Annotated in this window: 13 protein-coding genes and 1 riboswitch; of the genes, 3 read left to right on the forward strand and 10 right to left on the reverse strand. The window is 70.4% G+C overall.

The features are described from left to right. Nucleotides 1-94: 94 nt before the first annotated feature. Nucleotides 95-1069: a LysR substrate-binding domain-containing protein gene (locus FHT38_RS21150; RefSeq protein ID WP_183493119.1), complete on the forward strand. Its 975-nt coding sequence runs from the start codon at nucleotides 95-97 to the stop codon at nucleotides 1067-1069. On the opposite strand, the gene gshA is transcribed toward FHT38_RS21150, so the two are convergent. The 8 genes from gshA to FHT38_RS21190 form a co-directional block, all read right to left on the reverse strand. Further along, entirely contained in the window at nucleotides 1060-2355 is a 1296-nt protein-coding gene (gene gshA / locus FHT38_RS21155) for a glutamate--cysteine ligase (protein ID WP_091728528.1), read from the reverse strand. The genes FHT38_RS21150 and gshA overlap by 10 nt on opposite strands. Before the next feature lie 91 nt (nucleotides 2356-2446). Continuing rightward, the gene (locus FHT38_RS21160; protein ID WP_183493120.1) at nucleotides 2447-6094 is read right to left on the reverse strand and encodes a hydantoinase B/oxoprolinase family protein; all 3648 of its coding nucleotides are present in this window, start codon (nucleotides 6092-6094) and stop codon (nucleotides 2447-2449) included. 75 nt (nucleotides 6095-6169) lie between these two features. Next, nucleotides 6170-7408, reverse strand: coding sequence for an MFS transporter (locus FHT38_RS21165; protein WP_183493121.1), 1239 nt, complete (start codon nucleotides 7406-7408; stop codon nucleotides 6170-6172). Nucleotides 7409-7532: 124 nt separating this feature from the next. Then, nucleotides 7533-8381 (reverse strand): putative hydro-lyase, encoded by an 849-nt coding sequence (locus FHT38_RS21170; protein ID WP_183493122.1) that lies wholly within the window; start codon nucleotides 8379-8381, stop codon nucleotides 7533-7535. Nucleotides 8382-8504: 123 nt separating this feature from the next. Next, entirely contained in the window at nucleotides 8505-9440 is a 936-nt protein-coding gene (locus FHT38_RS21175; RefSeq protein ID WP_183493123.1) for a LysR family transcriptional regulator, read from the reverse strand. A gap of 83 nt (nucleotides 9441-9523) precedes the next feature. Then, on the reverse strand, nucleotides 9524-11053 hold the full coding sequence (gene amt / locus FHT38_RS21180) for an ammonium transporter (protein ID WP_183493124.1): 1530 nt from the start codon (nucleotides 11051-11053) through the stop codon (nucleotides 9524-9526). A 135-nt stretch (nucleotides 11054-11188) separates the two neighbouring features. Continuing rightward, nucleotides 11189-11527 (reverse strand): P-II family nitrogen regulator, encoded by a 339-nt coding sequence (gene glnK / locus FHT38_RS21185; protein WP_067066343.1) that lies wholly within the window; start codon nucleotides 11525-11527, stop codon nucleotides 11189-11191. A gap of 69 nt (nucleotides 11528-11596) precedes the next feature. Next, complete coding sequence (locus FHT38_RS21190; protein ID WP_091728554.1) at nucleotides 11597-12325, reverse strand: TorF family putative porin; 729 nt, start codon at nucleotides 12323-12325, stop codon at nucleotides 11597-11599. A gap of 436 nt (nucleotides 12326-12761) precedes the next feature. Here FHT38_RS21190 and FHT38_RS21195 point away from each other — a divergent pair, with 436 nt between their 5' ends. Then, on the forward strand, nucleotides 12762-14279 hold the full coding sequence (locus FHT38_RS21195) for a YifB family Mg chelatase-like AAA ATPase (protein ID WP_183493125.1): 1518 nt from the start codon (nucleotides 12762-12764) through the stop codon (nucleotides 14277-14279). Between the two features lie 118 nt (nucleotides 14280-14397). Here the strand turns inward: FHT38_RS21195 and FHT38_RS21200 are convergent, their stop codons facing one another. Next, nucleotides 14398-15048 carry a glycine zipper 2TM domain-containing protein gene (locus FHT38_RS21200; RefSeq protein WP_183483256.1) on the reverse strand — a complete coding sequence of 217 codons (651 nt, stop codon included), beginning with the start codon at nucleotides 15046-15048 and terminating at the stop codon, nucleotides 14398-14400. Nucleotides 15049-15210: 162 nt separating this feature from the next. Next, entirely contained in the window at nucleotides 15211-17913 is a 2703-nt protein-coding gene (metH, locus tag FHT38_RS21205; RefSeq protein WP_183493624.1) for a methionine synthase, read from the reverse strand. A gap of 150 nt (nucleotides 17914-18063) precedes the next feature. Continuing rightward, nucleotides 18064-18168: riboswitch (S-adenosyl-L-homocysteine riboswitch) on the reverse strand. A gap of 221 nt (nucleotides 18169-18389) precedes the next feature. Between metH and FHT38_RS21210 the strand changes: the two genes are divergently transcribed. Then, a complete protein-coding gene (locus FHT38_RS21210; RefSeq protein ID WP_183493126.1) occupies nucleotides 18390-19595 on the forward strand; it encodes an HD-GYP domain-containing protein in 1206 nt (401 codons plus the stop codon). The last annotated feature ends 29 nt before the right edge of the window (nucleotides 19596-19624 follow it).

Consider the following 19624-nt stretch of genomic DNA (forward strand, 5'->3'; position numbering starts at 1 on the left):
TCCTGTGACAAGACTCGGGGGAGGCGTGCGTCACGGTAAGGAGCGGTTCCCGATGGCCCATGAAGCTTTGTGATGGATTTGTGAACCTCAGGTTATGAACGCGTCATCCACCTCCCCGGAAGCCGCCGAACACTTCGTCATGCGGCGCATGTCGCTGCGGCATGCGCGGGTGCTGCTGGCGCTGCGCGACACCGGCAACATCAGCGCCGCGGCCGATCTGCTGCATGTCACCCAGCCCGCGGTGAGCAAGACGCTGGCGGAGCTGGAGCAGGGGCTGGGACAAACCCTGTTCGTGCGGCGCGGACGCAACATGCAGCCGACGCCGCTGGGCCGCCGGCTGCTGGTGCTGGCCGGCAAGCTCGACGCCGATCTGCAGCGGGCCGCCGGCGATGTCGCCACGATGGTGCGCGGCGCGTCCGGCGAGGTGCGCATCGGTGCGACCAACGCAGCGCTCGCACGCTTGTTGCCCATCGCGATCACCGCGATGAAGGGCGAGAACCCCGGCGTCACGGTGAGCGTGCGCACCCACGCGCTGCGCTCGCTCTTCACCGACCTGCTGGCGGGCACGCTGGACCTGGTCGTCGCCCGGGCGATGCCGCAGGACGAGCCGCTGGGCCTGGCGCGGGTGGCCCTGACGCCGCAGCCGGAGGTGTTGACGATGAGCGCGCAGCATCCGCTGGCGCGCACGCCCCGGCTGAGCTGGGAGGTGCTGAGCCGTCAGCGCTGGATCTGGCAGCTGCCGGGCACGCGCACCCGTCTGCTGATGGACCGGCTCTGGCAGGAGATGGGCCTGGCGCCGCCGACCGACCTGATCGAGAGCGGCGACGCGATGCTGGCGCTGAGCCTGATGCGCGAGATGCCGCTGGTCGCGGTGATGACCCAGGACATGGCGGTGGCGGCGGCCAAGCGCGGCGTGGTGGTCCTGCTGCCGCACGCGGTGGACCTGGGACTCGGGCCGATGAGCGTCTGGCATCTGCCGGACACGCAGGGCGAGGCGGTCGACCGCTTCAAGCAGCTGCTGGTGGAGGCCGCGCGCCCGGAGGGCGGCGCGGCCGGCGCTCAGGCGTAGTCTTCGGCGTCCGGATCGGTGGTCTCGAGCTCGTAGCTCGCCGCCAGCATCGCCAGGCGGCCGATCACGCCATACATGTAGAAGCGGTTGGGCGCGCTGGCGCCGGGCTTCTCGCCGGGCGCGGGCAGGTGCGACGAATGGGCGAAGGCCAGCGGCACGAAGCTCGAGCCCGGCGCGTTCAGGTTTTCATCCTCGGCCCGGTCCGCATGCACGCGGTAGAAGCCGCCGACGACGTAGCGGTCCATCATGTAGACCACCGGCTCGGCCACCGCCTCGTGGATGCGCTCGTGCGTGGCCACGCCTTCCTGCACCAGCACCTGGGACAGCGCCGGCACGCCCTGCAGCTTCGCCAGCTTCTCGCGCGCCTTGATCGCCAGCGCCTCGAGGTCCTTGGCGTCGCGGATGGTCATCACGCCCAGGCCATGGGTGCCGGCATCGGGCTTGACCACGACGAAGGGCTTCTCGTTGATGCCGTATTCCTTGTACTTGCGGCGGGTGCGGGTCAGCGTCGCGTCCACCTGCGCCTGCAGCGCGTCCAGCCCGGCGCCGGTGTTGAAGTCCAGGCCGTCGACCGCGACCGAATGCGGATAGATCAGCCACGGGTCCATGCCCAGCAGCTTGGCGAACTTCTTGGACACCTCCTCGTAAGCGCGGAAGTGCTGGCTCTTGCGGCGCTGCGCCCAGCCGGCGTGCAGCGGCGGCAGCAGGTACTGCTCGTGCAGGTGGGTGAGCGGGTCGGGGATGCCGGCCGACAGGTCGTCGTTTAGCAGGATGGTGCAGGGGTCGAAGTCCTTGAGCATCAGCCGCGAGCGCTGGCGCACCAGCGGCTCCAGCGTCAGCGCGCTGCCGTCGGGCAGCGCGACGGTGGTCGGTTCCTTGATCGACTCGTCCAGCGAGCCCAGCCGCACGTTCAGGCCGGCCATCGAGAAGATGCGCACCAGCGTCGCCAGGTTGGACAGGTAGAAGCTGCCGCGGTTCTTCGCCTCGGGCACGAGCAGCAGGTTCTTGGCCTCGGGGCAGATCTTCTCGATCGCCGCCATCGCCGCCTGGACGGCCAGCGGCAGCATCTCGGGCGTCAGGTTGTTGAAGCCGCCCGGGAACAGGTTGGTGTCCACCGGCGCCAGCTTGAAGCCGGCATTGCGCAGGTCCACCGAGCTGTAGAAGGGCGGCGTGTGCTCCATCCACTCGAGCCGGAACCAGCGTTCGATCGCCGGCATCGACTCGAGCACGCGCTGCTCCAGTTCATTGATGGGCCCGGTCAGGGCGGTGATGAGGTGAGGGACCATGATGGGCGGCGCCTGGACAGCCTGTGGGGCGGGTCTTCGGATTCTAGGCACGCCCACATGGGGGCTGTCCGCCCCATCTCAAGGGGAGGCCTCAGGGGGTGCCGTACCCTCCCCCGCCCGGGGTGCGGATGACGAAGACATCCCCCGGCGCCATCTCCACCTGGCCGATGTGGCCGAGCGCCTCGACCCGCCCGTCGGCGCGTTCGACCCGGTTCTCGCCCACCGCGCCCGGCGACCCGCCCGCCATGCCGAAGGCGCCGGCGCCGCGGCCGTTGCTCAGGATCGAAGCCGTCATCGGCGTCAGGAAGCGGATGCGGCGCTCGCCCCCCTGCCCGCCTTGCCAGCGGCCGGCGCCCGCCGAATCCTGGCGGATGGCGTAGCTGTCCAGCCGCACCGGGAAGCGGAACTCCAGCACCTCGGGATCGGTCAGCCGGGAGTTGGTCATGTGGGTCTGCACGACCGAGGTGCCGTCGAAGCCGGGCCCGGCGCCGGAGCCGCCGGAGATCGTCTCGTAGTACTGGTGGGTCGCGTCGCCGAAGGTGAAGTTGTTCATCGTGCACTGGCCGGCGGCCATCACGCCCAGCGCGCCATACAGCGCGTTGGTCACGCACTGGGAGGTCTCCACGTTGCCCGCCACCACCGCCGCCGGAGGACGCGGATTGAGCATGCAGCCCTCGGGCACGATCACGTCGATCGGCTTGAGGCAGCCGGCGTTGAGCGGGATCGCGTCGTCCACCAGCGTGCGGAACACGTAGAGCACCGCCGCCATCGTGATCGACTTGGGCGCATTGAAGTTGTTGGGCTGCTGGGCGCTGGTGCCGGTGAAGTCCACCGTCGCGCGTCGCGCCGCCGCGTCCACCGTCACCTTCACCTGGATGCGCGCGCCGTTGTCCAGCGGCAGCGTGAATGCGCCGTCCTTCAGCACCGAGATGACGCGCCGCACCGACGCCTCGGCGTTGTCCTGCACGTGCTGCATGTAGGCCTCGACGGTGGCGCGGCCGAACTGCGTGACCATCGCCTGCAGTTCCTGCACGCCCTTCTCGTTCGCTGCCACCTGTGCGCGCAGGTCGGCCAGGTTCTGCGCCGGATTGCGGCTCGGATGCGGCCCGGAGCGCAGCAGCGCCTGCAGTTCGGCCTCACGCAAGCGGCCCTGCGCGACCAGCTGGAAGTTGTCGATCAGCACGCCCTCCTCGGTGATGTCCCGGGAGAACGGCGGCATCGAACCCGGCGTGATGCCGCCGATGTCGGCATGGTGACCGCGGCTGGCGACGAAGAAGCCGGGGCGGACATCGTCCTCGTCCAGGAAGACCGGCGTGACGACGGTGATGTCGGGCAGGTGCGTGCCGCCGTGGTACGGGTCGTTGAGCACGTAGACGTCGCCTCGCGCCATGTCCGGGTTGCGCTCGATCACCGAGCGGATGGACTCGCTCATCGAGCCCAGGTGCACCGGCATGTGCGGCGCGTTGGCGATCAGCTGGCCCCGGCCGTCGAAGAGCGCGCAGCTGAAGTCCAGCCGCTCCTTGATGTTGACCGAGTGCGCCGTGTTCTGGAGCCGCAGCCCCATCTGCTCGGCGATGTTCATGAAGAGGTTGTTGAAGACCTCCAGCACGACCGGGTCGGCCTCGGTGCCGAGCGCGCGGGTGCGGGCGCGCTCGCGGATGCGCGTCAGCAGCAGGTCGCCCGAGGACTGCAGCTCGGCGCGCCACCCGGCGTCCACGACGGTCGTCGCATTGCGTTCGGCGACGATCGCCGGGCCATCGATGCGGGCGCCCGGTCTCAACGCATCGCGGTGATGCAGCTCGGCGTCGCGCCAGCCGGCCGGCTGGTCGTCCGCGAGGCAGTACATGCGCACGCGCTCCAGCGGTCTTGGGTGATGCGTGCTGGCGATGCCGGCCTCGGCCGGTGTCTCCAGCGTCGCACCGGCGGCGAGCGCCTCCACCGACACCGCCTCGATCACCAGCGCGCGGTCCGGCATCAGGAAGGCGAAGCGCCGGCGATACCCCTGCTCGAAGGCCTCGCGGATCGCGCCGATCGCGGCGGGGGCCGGGCCGTCCAGCGGCAGCGGGCAGCTCAGCGCGGTGTCGGTGCCCTGATAGCGGACCTGCGCCCGTGCGATCGTGCGCAGCGCGCCGTCGGGCACACCCTGCGACGCCAGCTCGCCGCCCGCCTGCGTCGCCAGCGACCGTGCGGTCTCGCGCGCCGCGGCCAGGCCGTCCTCGTCCAGCGGGCGCTCGATCGAGGCCTCGCGCATCGCGGTCTGGTCGGCCAGCCCCATGCCGTAGGCGCTGAGCACGCCCGCGAACGGATGAGCCAGGATGCGCGTCATGCCCAGCGCGTCGGCGACCAGGCAGGCCGCCTGGCCGCCGGCGCCGCCGAAGCACTGCAGCGTGTAGCCGGTGACGTCGTAGCCGCGCGCCACCGAGATCCGCTTGATCGCGTTGGCCATCGCGCCGACGGCGATCTGCAGCGCGCCGGCGGCTGCGTCCTCGGCCGTCATCGGCTTGCCGGCCGCGGCCATCTGCCCGGCCAGCTCGGCGAAGCGGGCGCGGACGACCTCGCCGTCGAGCGCCTGGTCCGCGGCCGGGCCGAAGACCTTGGGGAAATGCGCCGGCTGGATGCGGCCCAGCATCACGTTCGCATCGGTGGTGGCCAGCGGACCGCCGCGCCGGTAGCTGGCCGGACCGGGATTGGCGCCGGCCGACGCCGGCCCCACCCGCAGCCGCGCGCCGTCGAAGGCGATCACCGAGCCGCCGCCCGCCGCCACCGTGTGGATGCTCATCATCGGCGCGCGCATGCGCACGCCGGCGACCTCGGTGTCGAAGGCGCGTTCGAATTCGCCGGCGAAGTGGCTGACGTCGGTCGAGGTGCCGCCCATGTCGAAACCGATGACCTTGTCGTGGCCGGCCGCCTGCGCGGTGCGCACCATGCCGACGATGCCGCCGGCCGGGCCGCTCAGGATCGCGTCCTTGCCCTGGAAGCGGCGCGCCTCGGTCAGGCCGCCGGAGCTCTGCATGAAGAACAGCCGCACGCCGGGCATCTCGGCCGCGACCTGGTCGACGTAGCGGCGCAGGATCGGGCTCAGGTAGGCGTCGACCACGGTGGTGTCGCCGCGCGGGATCAGCTTCATCAGCGGGCTGACCTCATGCGAGACCGAGATCTGCGTGAACCCGACCGCCTGCGCCAGCCGCTTGGCGGCCAGCTCATGGTCGGGGGCGCGCCAGCCGTGCAGGAACACGATGGCGCAGGCGCGCAGGCCGGCGTCGAAGGCCGATTGCAGGTCGACGCGCAGCGCGGCCTCGTCCAGCGGTCTGATCTCCGCGCCCTGGGCGTCGACGCGCTCATCGGCTTCGATCACCCGCTCGTAGAGCAGCTCGGGCAGCTGGATGTGGCGCTCGAAGAGCTTGGGCCGCGCCTGCGTCGCGATGCGCAGCGCGTCGCGGAAACCACGCGTCGTCACCAGCAGCGTGCGGTCGCCGCGGCGCTCGAGCAGCGCGTTGGTCGCGACGGTCGTGCCCATCTTCACGCAGTCGACGAGCGCGGCGGTGATCGCTTCGCCCGGCTTCAGGCCGAGCAGGCGACGGATGCCTTCGACCGCGGCATCGCGGTAGTGCTCGGGGTTCTCGGACAGCAGCTTGAGCGTGTGCAGCGTGCCGTCGGGCGCGCGGCCGACCAGGTCGGTGAAGGTGCCGCCGCGGTCGATCCAGAACTGCCAGCGATCGGGGGTGGGAGTGGCTTGCATCGTGAGGTCCAGGAGGTCCGTTCCAGCACCCGGCATCCAGCGCCGGGCGCCCGTGATTCGAAGGGTTCGGGCCGCTCAGGCGGCGGCCGGCGCCAGCTCGCGGCCGCGGGTTTCCGGCAGCGCCAGCGCCGCCAGGATCACCAGCCCGTAGCACAGCGCCGCCATCCAGCCCAGCGTCTGCCCCAGCGGGTACTGGGTGCTGAAGTGGCCGATCAGCGCCGGGCACGCGGCGCCGAGCGCCCGCCCGATGTTGTAGCAAAAGCCCTGGCCGGAGCCGCGCACGTCGCTGGGGAAGAGCTCGGCCAGGAAGGCGCCCATGCCGGAGAAGATCCCGGACAGGAAGAAACCCAGCGGGAAACCGAGCACCAGCATCGCCGCGTCGGTGATCGGCATCTGGGTGTAGGCCAGCACCAGCACGCCGCCCATCAGCGCGAACAGCATGAAGCAGCGGCGTCTTCCGATGGCATCGCAGAGCCAGGCGCTGGTCAGGTAACCGGCGAAGGAGCCGGCGATCAGCACCAGCAGGTAGCCGCTGGTGCCCAGCACCGAGAGCTGCCGCTCGGTCTTGAGGAAGGTCGGCAGCCAGGTGGTCACCGAGTAGTACGCGCCCTGCATGCCGGTGGCCAGCAGGCTGGCCAGCACCGTGTTGCGCAGCAGCTCGGGAGAGAAGATGCGCAGGAAGTTGGCGCGTTGCCCGCGCGCCTTGGCACGCGCCTGCTCGGCCAGGTAGACCGGCGGTTCGTCCAGGTTGCGGCGGATGTAGAGGATCAGCAGCGCCGGCAGGATGCCGATCCAGAACAGCACCTTCCAGGCGGTCTCCGGCGGCAGCACCGAGTACAGCCCCCAGAACGCCAGCGCCGAGGCCGCCCAGCCGATCGCCCAGCTGCTCTGCACCAGGCCGGCGGCCTTGCCGCGGTGCTTGGCGTTGATCGTCTCGGCGATCAGCACCGAGCCCACCGCCCACTCGCCGCCCATGCCGAAGCCCTGCATCGCGCGGGTGAAGAACAGCTGCTCGAAGGAGGTGGTGAAGCCGCTGAGGAAGGTGAACAGCGCGAACCACAGCACCGTCCACTGCAGCACGCGCACCCGGCCGAAGCGGTCGGCCAGGACGCCCGCCGCCCAGCCGCCGACGGCCGAGGTCAGCAGCGCACCGGTGGCGATCGCGCCGGCCTGGCCCTTGCTCATGCCCCAGGCCGCGATCAGCGTCGGGATGAGGAAGGTGTAGATCATGTAGTCGAAGCCGTCGACGGCATAGCCGGCGAAGGTCGCGGTCAGCGTGCGCCGCTCGGGGGGCGTGGTGTCTCGGAGCCACATGGTGTCGTCTTTCTTCGATGCCGGCGACGCGCGCCGGCGGGGGACGGAGACGGCCGTCGCCTCGCGCGCGGGGCGGGCGGCGGCCGGGACGGTACTGCGGAGACGGGCGGATCGCGGCGGGAACTCAGGCCGCGAGCAACGCGCGATTCAGGAGATCGGTGACCAGCATGTGCCCCGGCGCATGGGTGATGCAGAACGGCGGACGGGCCGTGGCGATCGCCGACTGCGGCGTGACGCCGCAGGCCCAGAACACCGGCAGCTCGCCGTCGCGCACATCGACGGCGTCGCCGTAGTCCGGCGTCGCGAGGTCGCGGATGCCGATGCGCGCGGGATCGCCCAGGTGCAGCGGCGCGCCGTGCACCTGCGGCAGGCGCGAGGTGATCTGCACCGCGCGGATCGCGTCGGCGGCCGTCAGCGGCCGCATCGAGACCACCGTCGGCCCGCGGAAGACGCCAGCGGGCGCCGTCTCGATGCTGGTGCGGTACATCGCGACATTGCGGCCCTGCTCGACGTGCCGCAGCGGGATGCCCTCGGCCAGCAGAGCATGCTCGAAGGAGAACGAGCAGCCGATGGCGAAGGCGACCAGGTCCTCGCGCCACCAGCGCGTGACATCGACCGGTTCATCGATCAGCTCGCCGTCCCGCCAGACACGGTAGCGCGGCAAGTCGGTGCGCAGGTCGAGGTCGGCGCCCAGCGCCGCCAGGAACGGGCTTCCGGGCTCGCTCACGCCGAGCAGCGGGCAGGCTTGCGGGTTCAGCGCGCAATAGCGGCGGAAGTCCTCGGCCAGGTCCGCCGGCAGGATCGCCAGGTTGGCCTGCACGTGGTCGCTGGCCAGTCCGCTGGTGTGGCCGCTGAAGCCGCCATGGCGCGCGGCGAGGCGCACCTCGAGCGCGCTGGACGCGGCGTCCAGGACGGGAAGATCAGCGGAGGGAAGATCGGCGACGGGATCGAGGCGGGCGGTCGGCTGGTTCATGGCGGGATCGCGAAGGCTGTCGGGCGATGCGACGCATTGTGGGAGTCGCCCACCCGCTCGATCCAATGGAAATTTTGCGCGTCGCCTCATCGATTTTTTCGATGACGCAAGTAGCGATTCCGCTTAGCGCCGCGCGGGGGTCGATGCCATGCGGGGTTTCCCGGACGGACGCTGGCGCGCGACGTAGTCGAGCGCGGAGTCGAGCACCGACTCGGTGAGCTGCGAGCTGGGATCCTCGCGGTAGCTCGCGTGCAGCGGCAGCGGCACCAGCTCGGCATCGCTGCGCAGCACGCGCAGCGAGAGCCGCTTCGCCAGCTGCTCCGCCACCGCCACCGGCAGCGTCGCGATGCCGAAGCCACCCTCCACCAGCTGGACCATCGCCGAGATCGACGAGATCGCATGCACGCGGGGCAGCGGCAGGCCCGACTCCTGGAACATCTGCAGCAGCGCCTGGTGCGGCTGGGAGCCGCGCTGGAAAGTCAGCAGGTCGTGACCGGCGAGGTCGGAGAGCCCGTAACGCCGCTTCGTGTGCAGGTCGGCGCGGCCGACGAAGCCCATCGGCATCGGCGCCATCGCCCGCGTGCGCACGCCGCCGGCATCGGCGGCCGGGATCGCCGCGAACACCAGGTCCTGCGCGCCGCGCCGCACCTGGTCCACCAGCACCGGCGAGGTCTCCACCGTCAGCTCCAGCTCGAAGTCCGGATTCGCCGCCCGCATCTCCTGCAGCCAGCCGGTCAGCCAGCTGTGCACCACCGATTCGATCGCGCCGATGCGCAGCACCACCGGCCGGCCGGCGCCGCCGCCGGTGCCGCCCATCTCCTCCTTCACCTGGCGCTGCACCTCCAGCAGGCGCTGCGCCAGCGTCTGGAAGCGCTGGCCCGCGACGGTGAGCCGGAACTGCTTGTCGCGGCGGTCCAGCAGCACGACGCCGAGTTCCTCTTCCAGCGAGGCGATGCGGCTGGACAGCGCGGACTGCGTGATGTGCAGCTTCTCCGCCGCACGGGTGACGCTGCGCAGCGAGGCGGCCCAGTGGAAGGCTTCGACAAAGCGGAGGTTCATGGCCGCGGATTATGGGCAGCCGCAATGAAGAAGGCCGCCCCGAAGGGCGGCCTCAGCCATTGCAGGATCAGCGGATCAGGAGATCACTTGTGGTACGCGGTCTCGCCGTGGGAGCTGATGTCCAGGCCCTCGCGCTCTTCCTCTTCGGAGACGCGCAGGCCGATCACCAGGTCGACGATCTTGAACGCGATCACCGACACCACGCCCGACCACACGATGGTCAGCACGACCGCCTTGAGCTGCGCCAGCACCTGCGAGCCGATCGAGTAGGCGTCCGCGGTCACCGCGCTCGCGGTCACCCAGTCGCCGACGAACGACGGGCCGCCCAGGCTGGGCGAGTTGAAGACGCCGGTCAGCAGCGCGCCGACGATACCGCCCACGCCGTGCACGCCGAACACGTCCAGCGAGTCGTCCGCGCCCAGCAGCTTCTTCAGGCCGGACACGCCCCACAGGCAGGCGAAGCCGGCGATCAGGCCGATGACCAGCGCGCCGCCGATGCCGACGTTGCCGGCGGCCGGGGTGATGGCGACCAGGCCGGCCACGGCGCCCGAGGCGGCACCCAGCATCGAGGCCTTGCCCTTGAGCAGCGCTTCACCGACGCACCATGCCAGCACCGCGGCGGCGGTGGCGAACAGGGTGTTGATGAAGGCCAGCGCGGCGAAGCCGTTGGCTTCCAGGGCGGAGCCGGCGTTGAAGCCGAACCAGCCCACCCACAGCAGCGAGGCACCGACCATCGTCAGCGTCAGGCTGTGCGGCGTGAAGGCTTCCTTGCCGTAGCCGATGCGCTTGCCGACCATGAAGGCGCCGACGATGCCGGCCACGGCGGCGTTGATGTGCACCACGGTGCCGCCGGCGAAGTCCAGCGCGCCCCACTGCCAGATCAGGCCGGCCTTGCTGGTCATCTCTTCGGTGACAGCGGCCGAGGTGTAGGCGTCCGGGCCCATCCAGAACCAGACCATGTGCGCGATCGGCGCATAGCTGAAGGTGAACCACAGGACCATGAACAGCAGCACGGCGCTGAACTTGATGCGCTCGGCGAAGGCGCCGACGATCAGGCAGCAGGTGATGCCGGCGAAGGTGGCCTGGAAGGCGGCGAAGACGATCTCGGGGATCACGACGCCCTTGCTGAAGGTCGCGGCATTGGCGAAGGTGCCTGCAGCGTTGTCCCAGATGCCCTTCATGAAGAGCCGGTCGAAGCCGCCGACGAACTTGTTGCCCTCGGTGAACGCCAGGCTGTAGCCGTACAGGGCCCACAGCACCAGGATCAGCGAGAAGGTCACCATTACCTGCATCAGCACCGACAGCATGTTCTTGCTGCGGACCAGACCGCCGTAGAACAGCGCGAGGCCGGGGACGGTCATCAGGATCACCAGCAGGGTGGAGACCATCATCCAGGTGGTGTCGCCCTTGTTGGGGACCGGCGCCGGAGCGGCGGCGGCCGAGGCGGCTTCCGCGGGGGCGGAGGCGGCGGGCGCCGCCGCGGGGGCGACCGGCGCCGCCGTGTCGCTGGCGGTGACGGCGGGCGCGGAGGCCGCGTCCTGCGCCATGGCCGCGGGGGCCAGGCCGGTGAAGGCTGCCGCGGCCAGGGCCAGGCAGGCGAGTAGTTTCTTCATGATCGGGACTCTCTTCGTTGGATCTTGGGGATCGGCGGACGCGACGGGCCGGGCGGCGCGCGGCGCGGGACTGCAACGGACTGCGGAGCGGCCACCCGGGGGCGGCCGCGACGTTTCAGCGCTCGGCCGGCGCGCTTACAGCGCGTCCTGGCCGGTCTCGCCCGTGCGGATGCGGATCACCTGATCCAGCGGGGAGACGAAGATCTTGCCGTCACCGATCTTGCCGGTGCGGGCGGCGTTCTCGATGGCCTCGATGACCTGCTCGACGACGCCGTCGGCGACGGCCGCCTCGATCTTGACCTTGGGCAGGAAGTCGACGACGTATTCGGCGCCGCGATACAGCTCGGTGTGGCCCTTCTGGCGGCCGAAGCCCTTGACTTCGGTGACGGTCAGCCCCTGCACGCCGATGGCGCTCAGGGCTTCGCGCACTTCATCCAGCTTGAAGGGCTTGATGACGGCGGTGATCAGTTTCATGACGTTTTCTCCTCGATGCGCGGCGCGGAGGGCGGCGCGGCCATCCGCCCGCGCCCTCCTGGTTCAGATTCAGAAGACCTTCTTGACGGACACGACCACACCGTTCTTGCCCAGGTCCTTGCCCTTGCCGCCGATGTAGTTGTCGGTGTTGGTGGCGACGAAACCGGCGCCGAAGGTGAAGCCGGACCAGTCCTTGTTCACGGTGAGCGAGTAGTCGGTGTAGCTGAAGTCGCTGTTGTTCTTGACCTTCTGGTGGCCGATGTGCGGCGTCAGCGAGAAGCCGCCGCCGATGTCGAAGGTGGCGCTGAGGTCGAGGTAGCTGCTGTTCTTGGAGTCCGCGAAGCCGAACAGGTTGCTGATCGAGTGCGAGTACTTCAGCGTCGCGGGTCCGAAGGAGACGGCGCCGTACAGCTCATTCGTGTTGGCGCTGACCGGCAGGTCGTTGCCCGGATAGTTGTAGCGCAGGAAGCCCACGTCGACGGTGACGCCGCCGCCGACCTCGGTCTTGTAGCCGGCGTAGGTGTCGATCTCGACATCGGCATCGCCGCCGCCGTCCGAGATCCACTTGATCGTCGAGGCCCAGGCGCCGACGTAGAAGCCGCTCGAATGCGCGTAGTCGACGCCGCCTTGCAGCGCGGGCTTCAGGCGGGTCTGCGAGATGCCGCGATAGCGGTAGTCGGAGGTGACGCTGACGTTGAAGGACAGCGGGTTGGCCTCTTGCGCCAGCGCCGGGAGGGCGGTGGCGACGACGGTGACCGCAAGGGCGGCGGCGCGGGCGGCGGCGGCGAAGGGCTTCATGCGCGGGGGCTCCTGATTGTTGGGCGACTCGGGGCGACTGCTTCCGGACGAGGCTTTGCAGCTTTTGTGCCAAGCGGCGGTCCTCCCCCGAAAGAGCCCCAATCCGGCTCATGCCGCGACGAACGGTTGCCGATACCGCCCCGTCAAGCGTCAATGCGCACCAAAAACAGGCGCGACAGGGGGAGTGGTTAACCCTCGAAACGCCCCAACAGGGTGCTAGGCGTGAAATCCATCGGTGAGGACACTGCCGGCTTCATGACCCGAGTGGGTGCGAAGGGATGCAGATGCTGGAAGCGCAGCCGGCTTGGCCGATGGAGCGGTCGCGTGCGCGACCGGGAGGCGCGGCGGCAAGGCCAGGCGACTGCGCGAAGGGCCCGCGCAGCAGGGTCCGGTGTCGTCGGCTCGAATGCTGAGGGGGGCGCCCGCAGCCATGGCGATGTCCCTCGCGATCATCCACAGCCGCGCGCTGGACGGTCTGTCGGCCGCGGCGGTCGAGGTGGAAGTCCATCTGGCCAATGGGTTGCCGAGCTTCACGCTGGTCGGCCTCGCGGACCTGGAGGTCAAGGAGTCCCGCGAGCGCGTGCGCGCCGCGCTGCAGAGCAGCGGGCTCGAGTTCCCAGCGAACAAGCGCATCACCGTGAACCTGTCGCCGGCCGATCTGCCCAAGGAAGGCGCGCGCTTCGACCTGCCGATCGCGCTGGGGTTGCTCGCTGCCAGCGGCCAGATCGACGCCGAGCTGCTGTCCCACCTCGAATGCGCCGGCGAGCTCGGTCTGTCCGGTGAGCTGCGGCCGGTGAAGGGCGCGCTGGCGATGGCGCTCGCGCTGCGCGCCGCCAAGCTCGATCGCGAATTGATCCTGCCGCGGGGCTGCGCCGAGGAGGCGGCATTGGTACAGGGCCTGGTGGTGCGCGAGGCCGCCCATCTGCTGGACCTCGTCAACGCGCTGCAGCCGCGCAGCGATGCGCCCTTGCCGCGCGTGCAGCGCGATCCGCCGCCGGTGGTCGACACGCCGCTCGACCTGCGTGACATCAAGGGACAGGCGGGGCCGAAACGCGCCCTCGAGATCGCCGCGGCGGGCGGACTGAGCGTGTTGCTGGTCGGGCCGCCGGGCACCGGCAAGTCGATGCTGGCCCAGCGCCTGCCGACGCTGCTGCCGCCCTTGTCGGAATCCGAGGCCCTGGAGTCCGCCGCGCTGCTGAGCGCCAACGGCCAGTTCCGGCCATCGCTATGGGCGCAGCGCGCTTTCAGGTCGCCCCATCACAGCGCGTCCGCCGCGGCGCTGATCGGCGGTGGCTCGCCGCCGCGCCCCGGCGAGATCACGCTGGCCCAGCATGGCGTGCTGTTTCTGGATGAACTCCCGGAGTTCCAGCGGCTGTCGCTCGAAGCGCTGCGCGAGCCGCTCGAGACCGGACGCGTCCATATCTCCCGCTCCGCGCATCAGGCGGATTTCCCGGCGCGCTTCCAGCTCATCGCCGCGATGAACCCCTGCCCGTGCGGCCATCTCGGCAATCCGACCAAGGCCTGCCGCTGCTCACCGGACCAGGTCACGCGTTATCAGAACCGGCTCTCCGGGCCACTGCTCGACCGCATCGACCTGACGGTGGAGGTGCCGGTGCTGCCGGCCGCGGTGCTCTCGGCCGCACCGGACGGCGAGCCCAGCGCCACCGTCGCCGCGCGCGTCGCAGCGGCCCGCCGGCGCGCCGAAGCCAGGCAGGGTTGCGTGAACGGCCGGTTGGCTGCGGGTCAACTGGATGAGCACCTGCGGATGGCGCCCGACGCCGAGGCGATGCTGCATCGCGCGTCGGCGCGGCTGGCGTGGTCGGGGCGCAGCTTCCATCGCGTGCTGCGGATCGCGCGCACCATCGCCGATCTGGCGGCCGAGGACATCGTTGCGCCGGCGCACGTCGCGGAAGCGATCCAGTGGCGACGCGCGCTGCCGGGGCGTGAGGAATGAGGCCCGGCGTGGTCGGGCCGGCGCCCCGCGCCGCCCCAGAACGCAGAAGCGCCGGACGATGCCGGCGCTTCGGGGGTTCGCGGCCGCGCCGGGCGGCCCTCGCGACCAGGGATCCGGCTTACTGGCGGATCAGCTGGCCGTCGCTGACGCGCACGACGTCGCCGCTCTGCACGCCCGGGTCATGGCTGAAGGTCATCGTGCGGTTGCTCTGGTCGGCGTTGCGCATCTTCACCACCCAGACGGTGGTGCTGCGCTGGCGCTTCTCGATCTCGTTGCCGGCGTAGCCGCCCGCCACCGCGCCACCCACCGTGGCGATCTTCTTGCCGGTGCCGCCGCCGACCGCGCTGCCCAGCAGGCCGCCGACCACCGCGCCGCCCACCATGCCGATGCCGGTGCCCTGGCCTTCACGGGCCTCGGTGCGCACCGACAGGACCGTCGCGCAGGACGCGCACAGGCGGGATTCGGCCTGGCCGGCGCTGCCGTTGTTGTCCGCGTAGCCGGTCGAGCCGCCGTCGCGCGACTGCGAGCCGCGGCGGGGTTCATTGGACGCGTGCTGCTGCACTGCCTGGTCGCCCGAGCGGCGCGCGGCGCGCGCCTCGTCGGCGGCATTGGCGCCGTTGCGATCGACGATGTTGCCTTGCTGCTCGGCCGCCGCGACCGGCGTGTCCGGCATCGACGGCGCCGACTGGTGCCGCCCCGCGAAGAACGCTGCCACGACCAGCACGGTGGCCCCAACTGCACCCGCCGCGATCTTTTGATTGGTATTCAACGCCATGATTCACCTCTTATGGTTTTCACCTACCTCGGGGGACGAGCGAAGAATGCCACGCTGTTACAAGTCGCGGGGCCCGGTTCTTGTTCCGTTTGTAAATTGGTGAAACGCGGCCTGTAGGACAAGGCCGCGTCCTACGGTTTTCGTTGCTCCGGCGCGTCAGCCCAGCAGCGGCGCGAGCGCCCGCTGCGCGTCCTGCGGCTCCAGCGCCATGCGGGCCGCCCAGTCCGCCACCTGGTCGTCGCCGATGCGGCCCACATTGAAATAGGTCGCCTCCGGATGCGCGAGGTAGAAGCCGCTGACGCTGGCTGCGGGCGTCATCGCCATGCCTTCGGTCAGCGCCATGCCGATGTCCTCGGCCTGCAGCACGCGGAACATGTCCCGCTTGACCAGGTGGTCCGGGCAGGCCGGATAGCCCGGCGCGGGACGGATGCCCCGGTAGGCCTCGGCGATCAACTGCTCATTGGTGAGCGCCTCGTCGGCCGCGTAACCCCAGAAGTCCATCCGCACGCGCTGGTGCAGCCGCTCGGCGAAGGCCTCGGCCAGCCGGTCGGCCAGCGCCTTGAGCATGATCGCGGAGTAGTCGTCCAGGTCGTCGATGAACTGCTGTTCCTTCTTGTCCACGCCCAGGCCGGCGGTGACCGCGAACAGCCCGATGTAGTCCGGCACCGTGCCCTTGGCCGCGATGAAGTCCGCCAGCGCCCGGTTGGGCCGGCGCACGCCGTCCACCACCGGCCGCTCGGACTGCATGCGCAGCCCGCGCCAGGTCATCAGCACCTCCGAGCGCGACTCGTCGCTGTAGATCTCGATGTCGTCGTCGTTGACCTGCGCGGCCGGGTACAGGCCCACCACGCCATTGGCCGTCAGCCAGCGACCTTCGATCAGGCGCTGCAGCATGCGCTTGCCGTCGCTGAAGACGCGCTGGGCCTCGGTGCCGACGACCTCGTCCTTGAGGATGGCCGGGAACGGCCCGGCCAGGTCCCAGGTCTGGAAGAACGGGCCCCAGTCGATGCACTGCGCCAGTTCGGCCAGGTCGTAGTTGCGGAACTGGCGCCGGCCGATGAAGCGCGGCGCCGGCGGGGTGTAGGTCGTGAAGTCGGCGCGCTGCTTGTTCGCACGCGCCTGCGCCAGCGTCACCAGCGGCGTCTGCTTCTTGTTGGCGTGCAGCTCGCGGACCTTCTCGTAATCGGACTTCAGCTCGTCGATGAAGCGCGTGGCGCGTTCATCGGACAGCAGGTCCGAGCACACGCCCACCGAGCGCGACGCGTCGGGCACGTAGACCACCGGCCCTTCGTAATGCGGCGAGATCTTGACCGCCGTGTGCACGCGGCTGGTCGTGGCGCCGCCAATCAGCAGCGGGATCTTCTTCACGCGGAAGTAGTCGTCGCGCTGCATCTCCGCGGCGACGTGCTGCATCTCCTCCAGGCTGGGCGTGATCAGGCCGGAGAGCCCGATGATGTCGGCGCCTTCGACCTTGGCCTTGGCGAGGATGTCCTGGCACGGGACCATCACGCCCATGTTCACGACCTCGAAGTTGTTGCACTGCAGGACCACGGTGACGATGTTCTTGCCGATGTCGTGCACGTCGCCCTTCACCGTGGCAATAACGATCTTGCCCTTGGACCGGACGTCGGCGCCGGCGGCGGCGAGCTGGCGCTTCTCCTCCTCGATGTAGGGCACCAGGTGGGCCACCGCGGACTTCATCACCCGCGCGCTCTTGACCACCTGCGGCAGGAACATCTTGCCCGCGCCGAACAGGTCGCCGACCACATTCATGCCGGCCATCAGCGGGCCCTCGATCACGTGCAGCGGCCGGCCGCCCTTGGCGCGGATGCCCTGCCAGGCTTCCTCGGTGTCCTCGACGATGAAATCGGTGATGCCGTGGATCAGCGCATGCGACAGCCGCGCGTCGACGTCGCCCGCGCGCCAGGCCAGCTTGGCGCTGTCGTCCTTGGCCGCGCCCTTGACCGACTCGGCCACCTCGAGCAGCCGCTCGGTCGCGTCCTCGCGGCGGTTCAGCACCACGTCCTCGACGCGCTCGCGCAGGTCGGCGGGGATCTCGTCGTAGACGCCGACCATGCCGGCGTTGACGATGCCCATGTCCATCCCCGCCTGGATCGCGTGGTACAGGAAGACCGTGTGGATGGCCTCGCGCACCGGCTCGTTGCCGCGGAAGCTGAAGGACACGTTGGACACGCCGCCGCTGACCTTCGCTCCGGGCAGGTTCGCCTTGATCCAGCGCGTGGCCTCGATGAAGTCGACCGCGTAGTTGTTGTGCTCCTCGATGCCGGTGGCGATCGCGAAGATGTTGGGGTCGAAGATGATGTCCTCGGGCGGGAAGCCGATCTCGTCGACCAGCAGCCGGTAGGCGCGCTCGCAGATCTGGATCTTGCGTTCGTAGGTATCGGCCTGGCCGGTCTCGTCGAAGGCCATCACCACGGTGGCCGCGCCATAGCGGCGGATCAGCTTGGCCTGGCGGCGGAACTCGGTCTCGCCCTCCTTCAGCGAGATCGAGTTGACGATGCCCTTGCCCTGGATGCACTTGAGCCCGGCCTCGATCACCTCCCACTTGGACGAGTCGATCATGATCGGCACGCGCGCGATCTCGGGCTCGGAGGCGATCAGGTTGAGGAAGCGCACCATCGCGGCCTTGCTGTCGAGCATGGCCTCGTCCATGTTGATGTCGATGACCTGGGCGCCGTTCTCGACCTGCTGGCGGGCGACGCTCAGCGCCTGCTCGAAATCGCCATTCAGGATCATCCGCGCGAAGGCCTTGGAGCCGGTGACGTTGGTGCGTTCGCCGACGTTGACGAACAGCGTGCCGGCGCCGATGGCCACCGGCTCCAGGCCGGAGAGCTTCATCGGGGGGACGGCGGCGCGGCCCGGAGCGGTGCTGGCGTCGGAAGCGTCGGAAGCGGGAGGGAGGGCGGACATGGCGGCGGCGCTCTTCGAGGCTGGAGGAAGCTGGATCGAGACGGGGCCGCGCAACTCACCGCAACCCCGCGCGGGGCGGGACGGTGAGCGTCGTTGTTCAGCGGGGTCCCGGGGTCCGACCGCGCCGTTCCGAGCCTGGCGGGCGCCCGGATGACGGGACCTGTCGCAACGCTCCTCGGAAACCACCGCCGCCCCGATGCCGCGAATGCGGCATTGCTGGCAGCGGAAACGGCGTGCATTCTACCGGTCCGGCCCTGCTTTGTTCGTGCCGGAATGCCTGCCGAAGCCTCGCGCGGACCTATGCTCGCCCGCAGCGTGCCGCGGTGGAGGGAACCGGCGCAGGCACGGCGACATCCGACAACGACAACAACGAGGAGGCGACGTCCGGTCGCCGGGAAGGCCACGTGGATCTGGTCCAACTTCCTTCAAACAGCCTGCGCGTGGGACAGGTGCTGACGTTCTCGCTGCGCGACGCGGCGGGGCACCTGCTGTTCGCGGCCGGGCATCCGCTGCCCGACACGCCGCAGGTGCGCGAGCTGCTGGCGCGCGGGCCCTGGGTCCAGGCGCACGAGACGCGGGAGTACCAGCGCGCCCTCGCCCACAAGCTCGACACGATGATGCTGCAGGGGGCCTCGCTGTCCGCGCTGGCCAATGCCAAGGCCGAGTACAAGCCCACGCGCCCCATGCCACTGCCGACGGCGACGGGGCCGGCGCACACCGCCATCTGGGCCGACCTGCAATGGCATGCGCAGCAGGTGCTGCGCGATCCGCATCGGCCGGACTTCCTCCTGCGCCTGGCGCAGCTGCTGGACACGGTGCTGTCGCGTCTGACGCAGCAGCCCGATGCCTCGCTGGCGATGCTGGTGCACGACGCGGGCCAGGAGCCGCTGCAGTACAGCGCGCGGCATGCGCTGCTGTCGCTGGTGCTGGCGGAGATGACGACCCGCCAGCTCGGCTGGAGCGAGGGCCGCCGGCGCACGCTGGGCCTGGCGGCGCTGACGATGAACCTGGACAGCGCCGCCCAGCAGGACCAGCATGCGCTGCGGCCCGAGGCGCTGGCCCAGGCGCAGCGCGAGCAGCTGGCCGGCCATGGCGACCGCGCGGCGGCCACGCTGCAAGGGATCGGGGTCGACGACGAGGGCTGGCTGGCCGCGGTCCGCCTGCATCACGACGCCGGGCCGGGCCCGCTGGCCGGCCGCGCGGACGGGGAGCTGATGGCGCGCCTGCTGCGCCGCATCGACGTCTATGGCGCGCGATTGAGCCCGCGACGCAACCGCCGGGCGCTGTCGGCGGCGCAGGCCGCGCGGGCGGTCTACCTGGACGAGCTGCAGCAGCCCGACGAGGCGGGCGCCGCGCTGATCAAGGCGATCGGCCTCTATCCGCCGGGCTCGCTGGTCCGGCTGGCCAATGGCGAGGAGGGCATGGTGCTCAAGCGCGGGCACAGCGCGAGCGAACCGCTGGTGGCGGCGCTGATCGGCCGCAGCGGCTCGCCGCTGACCGTGCCGGTGCTGCGCGACACGCGCTTGCCGGCGCAGGCGATCTCGGCCAGCCTCGCGCCGCATGAAGTCCGGCTGCGCGTCCACATGGACGCGATGCTCAAGCTCTATTGAGCTGGACTGCCCTGGCCGCTGCCCCGCCG

Source organism: Mitsuaria sp. BK041, assembly GCF_014193085.1.
Classification (GTDB): domain Bacteria; phylum Pseudomonadota; class Gammaproteobacteria; order Burkholderiales; family Burkholderiaceae_C; genus Roseateles.

Excerpts from the sequence above, each read along its gene's own strand:
- FHT38_RS21170 (WP_183493122.1), bottom strand. The coding sequence starts at position 8,381 with ATGAACCAGCCGACCGCCCGCCTCGATCCCGTCGCCGATCTTCCCTCC.
- FHT38_RS21165 (WP_183493121.1), bottom strand. The coding sequence starts at position 7,408 with ATGTGGCTCCGAGACACCACGCCCCCCGAGCGGCGCACGCTGACCGCG.
- FHT38_RS21150 (WP_183493119.1), top strand. The coding sequence starts at position 95 with ATGAACGCGTCATCCACCTCCCCGGAAGCCGCCGAACACTTCGTCATG.
- FHT38_RS21175 (WP_183493123.1), bottom strand. The coding sequence starts at position 9,440 with ATGAACCTCCGCTTTGTCGAAGCCTTCCACTGGGCCGCCTCGCTGCGC.
- glnK (WP_067066343.1), bottom strand. The coding sequence starts at position 11,527 with ATGAAACTGATCACCGCCGTCATCAAGCCCTTCAAGCTGGATGAAGTG.
- FHT38_RS21160 (WP_183493120.1), bottom strand. The coding sequence starts at position 6,094 with ATGCAAGCCACTCCCACCCCCGATCGCTGGCAGTTCTGGATCGACCGC.
- FHT38_RS21195 (WP_183493125.1), top strand. The coding sequence starts at position 12,762 with ATGTCCCTCGCGATCATCCACAGCCGCGCGCTGGACGGTCTGTCGGCC.
- metH (WP_183493624.1), bottom strand. The coding sequence starts at position 17,913 with ATGAAGCTCTCCGGCCTGGAGCCGGTGGCCATCGGCGCCGGCACGCTG.
- amt (WP_183493124.1), bottom strand. The coding sequence starts at position 11,053 with ATGAAGAAACTACTCGCCTGCCTGGCCCTGGCCGCGGCAGCCTTCACC.
- gshA (WP_091728528.1), bottom strand. The coding sequence starts at position 2,355 with ATGGTCCCTCACCTCATCACCGCCCTGACCGGGCCCATCAATGAACTG.
- FHT38_RS21190 (WP_091728554.1), bottom strand. The coding sequence starts at position 12,325 with ATGAAGCCCTTCGCCGCCGCCGCCCGCGCCGCCGCCCTTGCGGTCACC.